We start from the raw sequence: 14,317 nt of genomic DNA on the forward strand, positions 1-14,317 counted from the left end.
GTCTCCAGGTGATTGGATGACCAAGTCCATGAGGATGTGACGCACGGTCACCTTCCCGCCAGGGTCTGTCCCGTAATCGGTGGTAGCGCTGGGTAATGGTCACGGGAGGAGAATGCGGTGGCGAAGGAGATCGAATCCGGCGCGGCCGTGCATCTGTCTCATGATCCTTTTCGTGCGGGTGTTGACGCCTTCGGTCCGGCCGTTGTGATGGGGCAGGGTGAGAGCGGCATCGACGGCTGCGCGGTCGAGCTCCACTCCGTTGGCGAAACCGTGCAGGTGAGGTAGGTCGGCAGCGCGTGCGGCGGTGATCCACGCGATGAGCTGGGTGTCGTTTCCGATGGCAGGGGTGAGCAGCTCAGCGAAGGCGTGGACGAGGCGGGCGAGTGCGGCCAGCTCGGGGCATGCGGCGGTGAGATCTCGCAGCAGGTCAGCGTCCTTGTCGCATAGCCGGTTGGGGTCTGTGAGCAAGAGCCGGGTCAGATGGCGGGCAGTGATGACGGGCCGGTCGCCTTCGGCTCGGCCCTGGGTGAGGTAGCGGTAGAGGAGGTTGAGGCTGCCGGTGTAGCCGAGTTCCCTGATCTCATGGAACAGCCGCATCACCGGGACGGCCGGATCCTCAGCGCGGCGGGCGCGCAAGTGGTCGCGGTAGGGGTCGACGAGGGTCTGTCGGTAGCGCGGAGCACGACGGACTTCCTCGGGCTCGCTCCTGCGGGCGTAGCGTTTGACGGTGTTCAGGGACACGTCGAGTCGGCGGGCGCATTCCAGCAGGCCAACACCCTTGCCGAGGAGGTCGTGAACCTGATGCCAGCGCTCGCGGGTGGTTCGCTCGCGGACGCCCCCGGGACGGGGCGGGTTGACCGCCGCCCAGCAGGAGGTATGGGAGCGGACCTCGGCCAGGGTCTTGCCGCACACGTTCCGCCACAGGTGCCACCTGTCGCTGACCTGCACCGCGTCGGGCAGTGCCCGGCGGACGGCCTCACCATAGGTGAGGGAACCGTCCCGGCAGACGATCTCCACGCCGGGATGAGCACGCAGCCACACCTCCAGCACCTCGGCGCCGCGACCTGGCAACACGTCGATCCGCGTCCCGGTCTCGGCGTCGATGAGGATCGTGGCGTACCGGTGGCGGCGTCTCAACGCGAAGTCATCGACGCCCAGCACCCGCGGCACTTCGACCGCAGGCAGCGGCAGCCGCCTGAGCAGCCGCAACGCGGTCGACCGCGCTACCTGCACACTCAAGGCCCGGGATAACCGGACACTCGCCCTGCCCGCGAGTTCTCTCACCACCGCGCCCAACTGGTCGGCGAGTCGGTTCGTCCGGCGCTGGTAGCGCTCCAGCAGCCCGGGCACCTGCTCCCGGAACGTCCGCCGCGAGCAACTCCACACCGGGCAGGCCATCCGCCGCATCCGCACCGACACCACCACCCGCCGGCTGTCCACGGGAAGGTCCGCGACCATTCGGCCGCAAAACCCATGCACCCGGCCAGTCGGCGTCGCGCACACCGGACACAGCACGGGATCGTCCCGAGTCCGCGCCACCACCCGAATCAGATTGCCCTCGTCCACCACACCCTCGATGACCAGGGCAGACAACCCCGAAAACACCACACCCGCAAGAGCGTCGATCTCCAGCACACCCCACCCTGGCACCGGTCACGCACGGCTACCACCGATTACGGGACAGAGCCGAAAACCGTACAGTCCCGCCCAGGGACGAAGTTCGATGTTCCGACCGCTGCCGGGGTGTATGTGATTCACCTTCGTGACGGGAAAAAGTACGTGGGGAGCTCTATCTCCAGCATCAGGGAGCGGGTGAACAAGTCCATGAGGTCCAAGCATGCTGTCCGGAAGGCTGGATATAAGCTGAGTGATATCGTGAGTATTACATACTTCACTCTGCCTGCGGTGCTTCCAAGGATGCAGTTCGTCGCATGGAGCAGACCGTGATGGAAGGGTTGAGGGCCAGGGGTGTGACTCTTTTGAACCGGAGAGAGGAGATCGAAATCCCGCGGGGCAAGTATCTGGACTGATCATTTGGTGGAGTAATTATGGGAACATGGGGAACGGGGCCATTCGACAATGACGCCGCCGAGGACTTTCTTGACGAGATCGAAGGGCTGTCCGTCTCGCGTCGGGTGCAGGCTGTTCAGGAGACTTTCGGTTCTATCGTGAGGGGAGAAGAGGGGCGGGCTTCCCCCGCCCTCCAGGTAGAGGTGATCGCTGCTGCTGCCATATGTGCATTAAACGTTTCTCGTGAGGGTGAGACTTCTTGGGCAGAAGACTACCCTGGAATATCCGAGTGGCTGGAGCCGAAAGCTCTTCCGGAGCTTTCTGGTTTGGCCGTCAGGGCGTTGGGCGCTGCTGTGCCTGCGGATTCTTGGTTCTGGCGCAGTTGGGCGAATGATCATGACAGGAATGAAATTGAGGAGGTTGTTAATAGAATCCGATCCGTGTTGGAATCTGTAGCCTCATGAGAGTTGCTCATCCTTTCTCTCCTGAGAGAATTCGATGACGGCGAATCGTGGGACTGGTCGTCAAGAGACATCCTGTTTCGGCTGTGTGACTACCGCACGCTCGGTTGACGAACTGTGCGCCAAGAAGATATGCGAGTCGGCGGATAAGAGCTTCTGGCGCAATGAGCTGAGTGCATGTTTTGTGCAGAAATTCCCTACCGAACTCGAAAGCGGCTGATATCCCACACAGGTGCTCCTCCACGCGGACGGCGCTTAAGCCACCGGCATCCTGGTCAGGACCGGGACGAGGTCATCGCCAAGGCGCTCGGCAGACGTTCAAGAAGGCGCGAGAAGCCATCGGTCACGGAAGATCACGGAGTTCCCGTGAACAGGGAGGGGCCGGCCCAACGGATAAAGGGGAGCAGGCCTTTCGCATGCGGGTCGACGAGGGAAGTCGAACCCCTGACCTGCAGTTTACAAGATCTCGGTACGCACCCCTATGACCTGATGCGTTGCAGGTCAGGGGCGGTCTTCCCTTGCCGTGAGTTCCCGTGATTCCCCCTTGGCGGCCCTCCGCGCCGACTCCGGAGCGTTCGACAGGGCAGAGGCATCACGGACCTCGCCCATCAATGCATCGTATTTGACTTATATAAGTTAATTCTGAAACAGTTATCGAGCGCACGTTCTAAGCTTTCGGCGAATCTGGCGCCGGAGTCGCCGGCGAACAGGCCGTCCCCGTGACAAGGGGCATCCTCGTCCCTCACACCCCTGCCAGGAGTTCACCCGATGTCGCAGAAGATCACTACTTTCCTGATGTTCCAGGGCACCGCCGAGGAGGCGATGACCTTCTACACGTCGCTGTTCGACGACGCCGAGATCCTCGCCATCGCCCGCTACGGTCCCGAGGGGCCCGGCACGGAGGGCAGCGTGCAGCACGCCACGTTCACGCTGGCGGGCCGGGAGTACATGGCCATCGACAGCAATGTGCAGCACGCCTTCGGCTTCACCCCGTCGATCTCGCTGTACGTGCAGTGCGAGTCGGAGGCGGAGATCGAGCGCCTGTACGCGGCGTTGTCGGAGAACGGCGAGCCGCTGATGCCGCTCGGCTCCTACGGCTTCAGCAAGCGCTTCGGCTGGACCAACGACCGCTTCGGCGTCTCCTGGCAGCTGAACCTCGCCTGATCCCCGTCCCCGCCCCCGCCGTGACGGATCCCCGCCCCCGCGGCGGGATCCGTCACATGCGAGCACGTGGCCGTGCGTTCTCGTGCGTTCTCGTACGTGCTCACGGCGTCGTCGCTCGGTTCTCCCGCGGGACCTCGTTCTCCCGCAGGATCTCGCGCAGCCGGGGAGCGAATCCGTCGGGGTCGTCGGCGAAGGCGATGTGGCCGCCGGGGAAGTACGTCGGCTTCGTGCCGAGCGCCGCGGCGAGTGCGGTCGACGCGTGATCGCAGAGCTGGCCCGCCGACTCCTCTCCGATACCGACCACGATGGAGACCGGCCCGGCACGCAGGGCGGCGATGTCGGGCTCCCAGCGGGTGGTCGCGCGCATCTCGTGCAGGAACCAGAAGCGCTCGTCCGCTGCCTCCTGCGGATCGGGCTTGGCCGGGACCTCCGCGGGACCGTCCGCCGGCTCCTCGAACTCGGGCATCGGGATGTTGGCGTTGATCATGAACTTGGCCCAGGCGCCCGCGACGTCGCCGGAGACGTAGGTGGCGATGATGTCCTCGACCGCGGCGTCACGCTCCTCGGGGTCGTCGAGCAGGCGGTTCAGCGGGGGCTCGTGCGCGATCACGGTGCGCACCTGCTCGGGGTGGGCGACGGCGAGCGCGAGCGCGGTGACGGCGCCGCCGCTGGAGCCGAAGACCGCGGCCGGACCGGCGTCGAGGTGGGTCAGAAGCCGGGAGAGGTCGTCGGCGCGCATCCGTGGGGTCGAGTCCTGGCCGGGTTCGTCGAGGGTACTGCGGTTGACGCCCCGGGGGTCGGTGGTGAGCACGGTGTGGTCGTCGGCGAGCAGGCCGGCCAGCGGTGCGAAGTGCGCGGCGTGCATCGGGGCGCCGACGAGCACCACGAGGGGCCCCTGGCCCCGTACCTCGTAGTAGAGCGTGGCGTCGGGGACCTTGAGGTGATCGGCGGTGACGATCGTCGCGGGGCTCATGGCAATCTCCTGGAGAGGTCTGGGACGGTGCTGCGGTGCTCAGAGAGGAAGACTTCCGGCGTGAGGCAGAATCGTCGTTCGTGAGGAAGATTTCTTCGTGGTCCGCGGGCGGGGCGGCGGAAGACGCCGGGGACGCCGGGGACGCCGGCCCGGTCCGGGCGCGTGACGGGGAGGACGCCCTGGTCCGGACGCGTGGCGTGGAAGCGGACCCAGAGCGTGGCGCGGAGACGGAGACGGACGCGGACATGGACCCGGTGGGGGAGCGTGACGGTGAGGACGACCTGGTCCGGGCGCGTGGCGGGGACGACGCCGCGTTCACCCGCCTCGTGGAGCCGTTGCGCCACGAGTTGCACGCCCACTGCTACCGCATGCTCGGCTCCACCCACGACGCCGACGACGCCCTGCAGGACGCCCTGGTACGAGCCTGGCGGGGACTCACGCGCTTCGAGGGCCGCGGCTCGTTGCGCTCGTGGCTCTACACCGTGGCCACCCGCACCTGCCTGGACATCATCGCCACCCGGGGCAGGCGGGCACTGCCCGTCGACCTCGGCCCCTCCAGCGAGCGCGCCGTGCTCGGTGACACCCCGCTGACCGACGTCGCCTGGCTGAGCCCCTACCCCGACGCGGGCCTCACCGGCGGTCCGGCAGGCCCGGACACGCGCTACGAGCAGCGCGAGGCCGTCGAGCTCGCCTTCGTCGCGGCCCTGCAGCACCTGCCGGGCAACCAGCGGGCGGCGCTGCTGCTGTTCGAGGTTCTCGGCTTCTCCGCCGCCGAGATCGCCACCATGATGGACACCACCACCACGTCGGTGAACAGCGCCCTGGCGCGAGCGCGCAAGGTCGTCGCGGACAAGGCCTTCCCCCGCGCCCAGCAGCCGACGCTGCGGAAGATCGGCGACGCCCGGGTAAGAGAGATCGTCGCCGGCTACTCCTCCGCGCTGGAACGCGGAGACACCGACGCCCTGGTCGCGCTGCTGACCGAGGACGTCACCTGGTCGATGCCGCCGATGGCGCACTGGTACCGCGGTCTGGAGGCCGTCACCGACTTCGCCGTACGGGTCCCGCTGACCGGTTGCGGAAGCTGGCGGCACCTCCCTGTCGGTGCGAACGGCCAGCCCGGAGTGGGCTGCTACCGCTGGGACGAGGACGCCGCCGCCCATCTCGCCTGGTCGATCAACGTGTTCACCCTGCGCGGCGAGCGGATCGCCGAGATCACCTCGTTCATCGGCTCCGAGCACTTCGTCCGCTTCGGGCTGCCCGCCTCGCTGCCCTGAGCCCGGCGCGCGCCACGGTCCGGGTATGGCGGCGCGGTCGGCTCGGGTGGTTCATCGGCTGAACCGCTGATCCTCGGGTGGTTCGTCAGCTGAACCGCTGATCGAGGTGAAACGCCACCTCGGTGCCGGCCTGGTCCTTGCCGATGAGCTTGCACAGCGCGGCTCTGATGGGAAGCCAGTGCGGCCCGCCGCCGGACGGCATGAGGGTGGCGGTGAACGGGTGGCCGTCGATCGTCCCGCCGACCTTCACGGCCCGTCTCGTCCCGAGGATCTCGGCGGAGCCCGGCACGGTCACGAAGGTGGCGAAGGCCCCGTCCTTCTCGATCGGCGCGGTGAAGGTGTGGTCGAGCGGCTGCGCGGGCTTCTGTGCGGGCATCTTCGTCTCCTGGAGTGGTGATGGCCTGTCGAAGAGGGGACTCCCGTGATGGCAGGGAATCGTCGCTCGTGGGTGAGAATTCTCCGGAGTCTTCACCTCATCGGCGACAGGAGTGACGTGATGGACCGACACCGCCGGCGGACCCTCCGCAGGAGAGGAGGGTGGCTGCTCGCCCTGCTCGGCGCGCTGATCGTCGCCGCGCTGGCAGGGGTCGCGGTCGCCTTCCCGTCGGTCGCCGCCACGACCTGTCCCGGCTGTTACGGAATGGAGCGGATCGGGCCGGGCCTGTACGTCGAGCCGGACCTGCCCGCGGCGCGGCAACGGCAGGTGGCGGAGGTGGTCGACGCGGCCGCCCGGCGGGTGGAGGACTTCTACGGCGGGCGCGAGAGCTCTCCCGGCGTGCTGGCCTGCGTGACCGGCGCGTGCTACCGGAGGATCGGCGGGGGAGGGGAACGGGGGGTCGCGGTGCTGAGCCGCACGGTGATGCTGTCGCCGCGCGGCATCGACCCGGTGATCGCCTCGCACGAGATGTCGCACGTCGAGCTGCACGCCCGGCTCGGGTCGCGGCGGGTCCCGCAGTGGTTCGACGAGGGACTCGCCGTCCTGGTGTCCGGCGACCCGCGCTACCTGGCCCCCGAGACGGCCCGCGACCGGTGCCTGGTGGACTCGGAGGAGGCGCTGCCCGGGACTCTTGAGGACTGGCTGCGTGCCGCGAGCGCCGACCAGCGGCTCTACGCCAAGGCCGCGTGCCGGGTGAGCCGCTGGGCCGAGGCGAACGGCGGGCGCCAGGCCGTGCTCGAACTGATCGAGCACGTGGCGGGCGGCGGCGAGTTCCCTTTCCCCGCGGCTGGATCGGCCGGCTCCCGTTAAAGCACGGCGTCCCTACCGCTCCCGGTAAAGCACGAGGTGTTCGTGGTAGAGGACACCGCCGCGGACGTCGCCGGTGGCCGTGAAGCCGGTGTCGTCGACGTAGTCGATGTGATCGCCGGTGACGGTGTAGCGGCCGGTGTAGGCACGTTCGCGACCGTCGCGCTCCTCCTCGTACCGGCCGTCGGGCAGGAGTTCCTGCCGGATGCGGCCGTCGGCGGTCACCCACATGCCCACGTGGGGATGGCCACCGGTGCCGCGGGCCGGCGCCCTGCCGGGCTCAGGGCCGGAACACGCGGCGGTCAGCATGGTGAGCACGCTGAGCGCGAACAGCACGTTCGGTTTCATGGGAGGGCCTTCCTGGTCTGAGTCGTGGAATGTTCCGGGCGGGGCTCACCGGCCGACCCTCCCTCGAGAGCGGGAGCAGGAGCGGTAGCGGGGGAGGGGCCCGGCGGCCTGGCGGTGCGGCCGGCCGGGTTGCGTGCCGGCGTTCGTGGGACCTTCCCTCCGTCGTCGCGGCGCGGGGCCGGCCGCTGACAGGTCCGAGTCTGTCCAGCTCGCCCGGAGGGAAGAAGGCCGCCGGTTTCCTGGGAGTGTCACACCCAGGAAGACGCGGGTCCCGGCCGGAGCTCGTGGCGGCCGGCACCGGCGTTCACCCCGCCCAAGACCCCGGCTCCTCGCCCCGGACCATGGCCCCGGCCCCTCGCCCCGGACCTCGTCAGAGACCCTCTCGGCCGTTGAGGCCCAGCGCCCGGCGTTCGGTGAGGTCGGGTGCGGCCAGAGTGCCGAGCAGAGCCAGCGCCTCCGCCGACGGGGAGCCCGGTTCGGCCTGGTAGGTGACCAGGCACTGGCCGGGTGTGCCGGCGATGAGGAGGACCTCCCTGGCCAGGCGGAGCTCGCCGACCTCCGGGTGGAAGAGGCGGGCGCCGCGGCGCGGGGGCGGACCGGACGCCCGCTCGGCCCACAGGCGCCGGAACGGCGGGCTCTGGATGGACAGCTCGCCCACCAGCTCCGTCAGGCGCTGCTCGCCGGGCGCCGTGAGCACGGTCCCGCGCAGCTCGGCCACGGCGGCGCGGGCGGTGGCGTCCCAGTCGCGGAAGAACTCTCGCCCCGCCGGATCGAGGAAGATCATGCGCAGCAGGTTGTCGCCGCGGGCGAACCGGCCGTGCAGCGCGCCGGCGAGCGGGTTGCGCGCCAGCATGTCCTGCGACAGGCCCAGCACGTACGCGGGGACGTCCGTCCAGCCGCCCATGAGCCGGAGCACCTCCGGGGCCACGCGCTCTCTCCGCGCCGGGCGCCGGCGGAAGGTGGACGGGTGGGCCAGCCGGTGCAACTCGGCCGCGGCCGGCTCGTCCAGCCGCAGCGCGCGGGCCAGGCTCTCCACGGTCTGCCGGGTGGGATGGAGCTCACGTCCCTGCTCCAGGCGGGTGTAGTGGCCGACGCTCAGGCCCGCGAGCCGGGCGACCTCCTCCCGGCGCAGCCCGGGTACCCGGCGGTCCCGCGCCCGCGGCCCAGCCTGCTCGGGGCGCGTCGACGCGCGGTGGTGGCGCAGGAACTCCCCCAAGGTCATGCCGCCACCGTCCATGGAACCGAGGCTAGACGAGAGGGACGGCCAAGGGATCGCCACAACCAGGGCGTACTTTTCCTAGGAAAGGCACCTTGGCGCTGTCATGCCATGGAGAACCCGGAATTCATCATCTAACCTGGCAAAATGCCCCAAATTACACCCTTGGGGGAGTTCCTGCGCGCCCGTCGCGAGGCCCTCACACCACAGGACGTCGGCCTGCCGGAACACGGGCGCCGCCGGGTGAAGGGGCTGCGCCGCGAGGAAGTGGCGATGCTCGCGGGCATGAGCAGCGACTACTACGTACGGCTCGAACAGGGCCGGGAGTCGAGCCCCTCGCCGCAGGTGGTCGAGGCGGTGGCACGCGCCCTCAGCCTGGACGAGGAGGCCGCCGAGCACCTGCGCCGCCTGGTCCGGCCGGCCGCCCGGCGCCGGGACGCCGCCGATGACCTTGTCAGCCCGCAGCTGCTGCGGCTGATGGACGGCTGGCCCACCTCGCCGGCGTTCGTGCTGGGCCCCGCTTTGGACATCCTGGCCGCCAACACGCTCGCCACCGCCCTTCACGAGGGGTTCACCGCCGGCAATCTGGCCCGCATGGTGTTCACCGACCCCGCGGGGCGGGAGTTCTACCGGGACTGGGAGCGGGCCGCGCACTCCTGCGTGGCCGAACTGCGGGCCGCCTACGGCCACGACCCGGAGTCCGCGCGCATCAACCGGCTCGCCGAGGAGCTCAGCTCGGCCAGCCCCGCGTTCGCCGATCTGTGGTCCCGCCACGAGGTGAAGCCGAAGACGCAGGAGACCAAGCACCTGAGACATCCGCGCGTGGGCGATCTGGACATCCAGTTCTCCGCCTTCACCGTCAACGGCGCGCCGAACCAGCAGCTCGTCGTCTATCAGGCCGAACCCGTCTCGGCGACCGCGGCCGCCTTCGAGCGGCTACGCCCATCGGCCGTGCGGGAGACGGAAAGATCGCCGCGGGCCCGCCAGGCGACCTGACCGCCCGCGGGCCGTCCCGAGGAGGGGAGGCCGGCACGCCCGGCTCGTTCCGTCCCCTGCCCGGCGCGGCCTCCACCCGGCGTCCCCTTCCTGGGTGGGGACCTCCCAGGAAAGTCATGACCTTCCTCCCCGCATGTGAGCCGCGCAGACTCGAATCCGTCAGTGGCGGGAAACGGATCCGCCAGGACTCACGAAGGAGAAGGACACGACATCATGGCCATCTGGTTCATCACCGGTGCCTCCCGCGGCCTCGGCGCCGAGATCGCCCGGGCCGCCCTCAGGGGCGGGGACGACGTGGTCGTCGCCGTACGCGACCCCGGCAGGCTTCCCGACGACCTCAGGACCTCCGGCCGGGTCCTCGCCGTCACGCTGGACGTCACCGACAGCGCCGCCGTCCCCGCCGCGGTCCAGGCCGCGACGGACCGCTTCGGCGGCATCGACGTGCTGGTCAACAACGCCGGCCGCGGTCTGCTGGGCGCCCTGGAGGAGATCGGCGACGACGAGGCGCGCTCCCTGTTCGACCTCAACGTGTTCGGTCTGATCACCATGACCCGGGCCGTGCTGCCCGGCATGCGCCGCCAGGGCTCAGGCAAGATCGTCAACATAGGTTCGCGGGCCGGTTTCGAGGGCGAGCCGGGAGTCGGCCTGTACAGCGCCTCCAAGTTCGCCGTCGCCGGCGTCAGCGAGGCTCTCGCCGCGGAGATGGCGCCTTTCGGAATCCAGTGCATGGTCGTCGAGCCCGGCGTGTTGCGCACCGACTTCCTGGACGCGAGCTCGCTGTCGCTGGCGAGGGAGCGGATCGCCGACTACGACGGCACTCCCGCGCACGTCACCCTGGACTGGGCCCACGACGCCAACCACGCGCAACTCGGTGACCCGGCCAAGGCCGCGGCCCTGATCCACGAGGTCGTCGGCCAGGACACCCTGCCCCGGCACCTGTACCTCGGGCCCGACACCATCGAGCGGATCCAGGTCAAGATCGAACAGATCTACGACGACCTGAACACCTGGTGGGAGAAGTCGGCGGCCATCGCGCGCGACGACGCCGCGTGGCCCGCGGACGGCCGGCCCTCGACGCCGGCGTACGGCCGGTGACGACATCGGTCCTGTTCGTCTAGCGGGGCGGCAGGCGCGGCACCACGAGCCGGGGCCTGGCCGCCGCGTTGGGGGTGTGCGGCGGCTGGAGGACCAGGCGTTCCTTGGCGGCCTCGATCGCGCGGTCCAGCTGGGTGTCCACCCCCGCCGCGTAGTCCTGCGGGGTGATGTCGACCTCGATGTCGGGGTCGGTGCCGTAGTTCTCCACCCGCCAGCCCACGTCGTCGAAGGCGAAGGAGAACTCCGGCTGGGTGGTGACCGTGCCGTCGGCCAGGTGGTGCCGGGGCCAGATGCCGATCACCCCGCCCCAGGTGCGCTTGCCGATCAGGGGACCCAGGCCCAGCAGCTTGAACGTGTGGCTGAAGATGTCGCCGTCGGAGCCGGCCCATTCGTTGGTGATGGCCACCATCGGGCCGCGCGGCGACTCGTCGGGGTAGGGCTCGGGCACGCCCCAGCGGGGGTAGTCGTAGCCCAGGCGGCGCCGGGCCAGCTTCTCCAGCAGCAGCGCCGACACGTGGCCGCCGCCGTTGAAGCGGACGTCCACCACGAGGGCCTCGCGGTCGTACTCGGCGAGGAAGCCCCGGTGGAACTCGGCGTAGCCCTCGGGCCCCATGTCCGGGATGTGCAGGTAGCCGATCCGGCCGCCGCCGAGCTCGTGGCAGCGGGCCCGGTTGGACTCCACCCAGTCGCGGTAGCGGCCCGGCTGCTCGTCGCCGATGGCCCGCACGGTGACGGTCCGCCGCTCGTCCCCGCGCCGGACCGTCAGCTGGACCTCCTGGTCGGCCTGGTTGACCAGCAGCTCGTCCGGGCTCGCGTCCGCGCCGACGGGCTGGCCGTTCACGGCCAGCACCGCGTCACCCGGCCGTACGTCCACCCCGAGGCGGTTGAGCGGCGAGGTCGCCTCCGGGTCCCAGCGGTCGCCGCCGACGATCCTCGCGATCCGGTAGACGCCGTCCGCGAAGGCCCAGTCGACGCCCAGCTTGCCCTGCCGGTAGTGCGGCCGGGACCGGTAGGCGCCGCCGCTCTCGTAGGCGTGGGAGGTGCCCAGCTCGCCCAGCAGCTCCCACAGCAGGTCGGAGAACTCGCCCCGGGTGGTGACCCGGTCGACCAGCGGCAGGTAGCGGCGGTAGACGTCGTCCCAGTCGAGCCCGGCCATGTCCTCGGTCCAGAAGTTCTCCCGCTGCAGCCGCCAGGCCTCCCTGAACATCTGCCGCCACTCCGCCTCGGGCCGGATGGAGACCTTCACCCTGGACAGGTCCACCCACCCGCTCGCACGGCCGGGCGCGTCGTCGTCCTCGGGCTCCTCGCCCGCCTTGACCATCCGCAGCCGCTTGCCCGACTGGTAGAGCAGCGTGGTCCCGTCGCGGCCGAGCGCGAACTCCGACACGTCCCCGACCAGGGTCTCCTGCTTCTGCTTGGCGAAGTCGTAGACGTGCAGGGTGCCGTCGGAGGAGTCGGCGTAGTCGTCGCCCAGGCTGCCCTCGACGGGGAAGGTCAGGTAGACGGCCTTGCCCTTGATCCCGGCGATGGCGTCGTAGCGCCCCTCGGGGACGGGGAAGACGACGACCCGGTCCTCGATGCCGTCCAGGTCGACGACCACCTCGGGCGGCCCGCCGTCCTCGCCCCCGTTCTCGCCGCCGTCACCGCTGCCGTCACCGCCGCTGTCACCGTCGTCGTCATCGTCGTCCCCGAGCGGCCGGGGCTCGGGGACGAAGGGCGAGGTGACGTCGGCGCGGAGCGCGATCGCGTAGGGGCGGGAGCCCAGGGGGAAGCTCAGGTCGAAGTGGAGCTCGTCGTAGACCGGGTTGAAGACGCGCCGGCCGATGAAGTACAGGTAGTCGCCCCCCGGGTCGAAGGCCGGGCGGGCGTCCCACAGCACCGGCCGGGTGGCGAGGAACGTCTCGCCCGTCTCGACACGGCACAGCTTCACCGCCGTCGTCTGCGCGGTGTCGCGGCAGGCGTACGCCAGCCAGCGGCCGTCCGGGGACCAGGCCAGGTCCTCGATCGCGCCGAACCTGCTGGAGTCGATCACCCGGCCCCGCGCCCGGTCCTCCTCACCCGTACGGCCGGAGACCCCGCCGGTCGCGGGGCCGGGCGCGAGATCGACCAGGATCAGCTCGTTGCGGTGGTTGGCCACCGCGACCAGGTCGGCCACGGGGGAGACCTCCAGCTCGATGGCGCGGCCGGTGTCGAGGTGGTCGAGCCTGGCGGGCTCGACGGTGCCGTCGGCGGTGAGCACCGTCAGCACCTCGCGGTCGCCCTCGTCGCTGGCCGCCGCCACCAGCCGCTCACCGTCGTTGAGCCAGTTCAGCAGCCGGTACCGCACCCCGTACAGCGCCCCGTGCTGGCGCACCGGACCCTCCCAGGCGGCGAAGGAGAACGCCTTGCCGCGGGTGGTGACGGCCAGGCCGACGCCGTCGGGGCTGAGGGTCGCGCTGTCCAGGAAGTCCTCGGCCGAGGCGAAACGGCGGTTGCGCTGGGTGCGCGAGCTGCGCAGCCGCACCTCGATCGGGCGCGACTCCCCGTCCTCCACCAGGTACAGCTCGGCCCCGGCGTGGTAGACGAGCCTGCGGCCGTCGCCCGACAGGTTGCGGGCGTAGTAGTCGGCGTGGTCGGAGTGCCTGCGCAGGCCGCCGCCGTCCGCGTCGCAGGAGTAGACGTTGCCGACCCCCTCGTGGTCGGAGATGAAGTAGACCCGGTCCCCGGTCCAGCAGGGCGAGGCGAGGTTGCCGGGCAGCGCGGTGAGCCGCCGGAACCGCCCGTCCTCGCCGGTCTCGATCCACAGGTCGCCCATGGTGCCGCCCCGGTAGCGCTTCCAGCGGGCGGGGTCGGCGGTGTTGCGGCCGAGCACGATCCGCGGGCCGTACGAGATGGTGTTGGCCGGGCCGTACGGCAGGCGCTCGGGCACCCCGCCCGGCTCCACCCGGTGCAGCCAGGTGCGCCCGTCGAAGGGCTGGCCCTGGTCGCTGGCGTAGACGACGCCGCCGCGGGGGTCCCAGCCGGTGACGCTGGAACGCGCCCCGTGGTAGGTCACCCGCTGTGCCGCGCCGCCGTCGGCGGGCATCACGTAGACCTCCTCCGGCCCCTCCTCGCGGCCGACGAAGGCGAGCAGGTCACCGTCGGGGGAGAAGCGCGGATATCCGGCCTCGGCCACCCCTGCGGTCAGCCGGAAGGCCCGCCCGCCGCCGGCGGTGACCATCCACAGGTCGTCCTCGGCGGCGAAGACGACCATGTCACCGAAGATCGTGGGAAATCGTAGATAGGCGGGCATCGCGTCACTCCATGATCGGGTGACCGGGTTTCACCCCGATCACCCGATCATGATTTCACGCCCTCGGCGGCTGGGCGGCACGCGCGCCCTGGTGGGCGGGCCCCGTCTCCGGCACCCTGGCCTCGGGCTGCCCGGACTGTTTCTTCGCTTCCTTCGCCGAGCGTGTCGCCTTGATCGCGGCCTTCTTGCTCTTCCCCGAGCCCTTCGCGGCCTTGTTCTTGGAATCCTTGGTGTCCTTGGAGTCCGTCATCGTTTCCCCCGTTGTG

Annotated in this window: 13 protein-coding genes; 6 read left to right on the top strand and 7 right to left on the bottom strand. The window is 70.1% G+C overall.

The window, feature by feature from the left end; all coding sequences use genetic code 11:
* Positions 1-99: 99 nt before the first annotated feature.
* Complete coding sequence (locus AB0F88_RS38470; RefSeq protein WP_362696071.1) at positions 100-1,605, bottom strand: ISL3 family transposase; 1,506 nt, start codon at positions 1,603-1,605, stop codon at positions 100-102.
* Positions 1,606-2,048: 443 nt separating this feature from the next.
* On the opposite strand from AB0F88_RS38470, the gene AB0F88_RS38475 reads away from it, so the two are divergent.
* Positions 2,049-2,474, top strand: a complete 426-nt coding sequence (locus AB0F88_RS38475; RefSeq protein ID WP_362695939.1) for a DUF4259 domain-containing protein — start codon at positions 2,049-2,051, stop codon at positions 2,472-2,474.
* 765 nt (positions 2,475-3,239) lie between these two features.
* Complete coding sequence (locus AB0F88_RS38480; RefSeq protein ID WP_362695941.1) at positions 3,240-3,635, top strand: VOC family protein; 396 nt, start codon at positions 3,240-3,242, stop codon at positions 3,633-3,635.
* 100 nt (positions 3,636-3,735) lie between these two features.
* Here the strand turns inward: AB0F88_RS38480 and AB0F88_RS38485 are convergent, their stop codons facing one another.
* Entirely contained in the window at positions 3,736-4,608 is an 873-nt protein-coding gene (locus tag AB0F88_RS38485; protein WP_362695943.1) for an alpha/beta hydrolase, read from the bottom strand.
* Positions 4,609-4,688: 80 nt separating this feature from the next.
* Between AB0F88_RS38485 and AB0F88_RS38490 the strand changes: the two genes are divergently transcribed.
* A complete protein-coding gene (locus tag AB0F88_RS38490; protein ID WP_362695945.1) occupies positions 4,689-5,882 on the top strand; it encodes a sigma-70 family RNA polymerase sigma factor in 1,194 nt (397 codons plus the stop codon).
* 85 nt (positions 5,883-5,967) lie between these two features.
* On the opposite strand, the gene AB0F88_RS38495 is transcribed toward AB0F88_RS38490, so the two are convergent.
* A complete protein-coding gene (locus AB0F88_RS38495) occupies positions 5,968-6,258 on the bottom strand; it encodes a DUF1905 domain-containing protein (RefSeq protein ID WP_362695947.1) in 291 nt (96 codons plus the stop codon).
* A 120-nt stretch (positions 6,259-6,378) separates the two neighbouring features.
* Between AB0F88_RS38495 and AB0F88_RS38500 the strand changes: the two genes are divergently transcribed.
* Positions 6,379-7,128 (top strand): hypothetical protein, encoded by a 750-nt coding sequence (locus AB0F88_RS38500; protein ID WP_362695949.1) that lies wholly within the window; start codon positions 6,379-6,381, stop codon positions 7,126-7,128.
* 12 nt (positions 7,129-7,140) lie between these two features.
* Here the strand turns inward: AB0F88_RS38500 and AB0F88_RS38505 are convergent, their stop codons facing one another.
* Both AB0F88_RS38505 and AB0F88_RS38510 read right to left on the bottom strand, forming a co-directional pair.
* A complete protein-coding gene (locus AB0F88_RS38505) occupies positions 7,141-7,473 on the bottom strand; it encodes an Atu4866 domain-containing protein (RefSeq protein ID WP_362695951.1) in 333 nt (110 codons plus the stop codon).
* Positions 7,474-7,843: 370 nt separating this feature from the next.
* Positions 7,844-8,710, bottom strand: coding sequence for a helix-turn-helix transcriptional regulator (locus AB0F88_RS38510; protein WP_362695953.1), 867 nt, complete (start codon positions 8,708-8,710; stop codon positions 7,844-7,846).
* Positions 8,711-8,836: 126 nt separating this feature from the next.
* Between AB0F88_RS38510 and AB0F88_RS38515 the strand changes: the two genes are divergently transcribed.
* A complete protein-coding gene (locus AB0F88_RS38515; protein ID WP_362695955.1) occupies positions 8,837-9,685 on the top strand; it encodes a helix-turn-helix transcriptional regulator in 849 nt (282 codons plus the stop codon).
* A gap of 213 nt (positions 9,686-9,898) precedes the next feature.
* The gene (locus tag AB0F88_RS38520; RefSeq protein WP_362695957.1) at positions 9,899-10,780 is read left to right on the top strand and encodes an SDR family NAD(P)-dependent oxidoreductase; all 882 of its coding nucleotides are present in this window, start codon (positions 9,899-9,901) and stop codon (positions 10,778-10,780) included.
* Between the two features lie 19 nt (positions 10,781-10,799).
* Here the strand turns inward: AB0F88_RS38520 and AB0F88_RS38525 are convergent, their stop codons facing one another.
* Complete coding sequence (locus AB0F88_RS38525; protein ID WP_362695959.1) at positions 10,800-14,051, bottom strand: PDZ domain-containing protein; 3,252 nt, start codon at positions 14,049-14,051, stop codon at positions 10,800-10,802.
* 55 nt (positions 14,052-14,106) lie between these two features.
* Positions 14,107-14,301, bottom strand: a complete 195-nt coding sequence (locus AB0F88_RS38530) for a hypothetical protein (protein ID WP_362695961.1) — start codon at positions 14,299-14,301, stop codon at positions 14,107-14,109.
* Positions 14,302-14,317: the final 16 nt, after the last annotated feature.

The organism is Streptosporangium sp. NPDC023963 (assembly GCF_040639135.1).
In the GTDB taxonomy this organism is placed as follows: Bacteria; Actinomycetota; Actinomycetes; order Streptosporangiales; family Streptosporangiaceae; genus Streptosporangium.

Coding starts and splice junctions, on each gene's coding strand:
- AB0F88_RS38475 (WP_362695939.1), top strand. CDS start 2,049: ATGGGAACATGGGGAACGGGGCCATTCGACAATGACGCCGCCGAGGAC.
- AB0F88_RS38480 (WP_362695941.1), top strand. CDS start 3,240: ATGTCGCAGAAGATCACTACTTTCCTGATGTTCCAGGGCACCGCCGAG.
- AB0F88_RS38485 (WP_362695943.1), bottom strand. CDS start 4,608: ATGAGCCCCGCGACGATCGTCACCGCCGATCACCTCAAGGTCCCCGAC.
- AB0F88_RS38495 (WP_362695947.1), bottom strand. CDS start 6,258: ATGCCCGCACAGAAGCCCGCGCAGCCGCTCGACCACACCTTCACCGCG.
- AB0F88_RS38500 (WP_362695949.1), top strand. CDS start 6,379: ATGGACCGACACCGCCGGCGGACCCTCCGCAGGAGAGGAGGGTGGCTG.
- AB0F88_RS38505 (WP_362695951.1), bottom strand. CDS start 7,473: ATGAAACCGAACGTGCTGTTCGCGCTCAGCGTGCTCACCATGCTGACC.
- AB0F88_RS38510 (WP_362695953.1), bottom strand. CDS start 8,710: ATGGACGGTGGCGGCATGACCTTGGGGGAGTTCCTGCGCCACCACCGC.
- AB0F88_RS38515 (WP_362695955.1), top strand. CDS start 8,837: ATGCCCCAAATTACACCCTTGGGGGAGTTCCTGCGCGCCCGTCGCGAG.
- AB0F88_RS38520 (WP_362695957.1), top strand. CDS start 9,899: ATGGCCATCTGGTTCATCACCGGTGCCTCCCGCGGCCTCGGCGCCGAG.
- AB0F88_RS38525 (WP_362695959.1), bottom strand. CDS start 14,051: ATGCCCGCCTATCTACGATTTCCCACGATCTTCGGTGACATGGTCGTC.
- AB0F88_RS38530 (WP_362695961.1), bottom strand. CDS start 14,301: ATGACGGACTCCAAGGACACCAAGGATTCCAAGAACAAGGCCGCGAAG.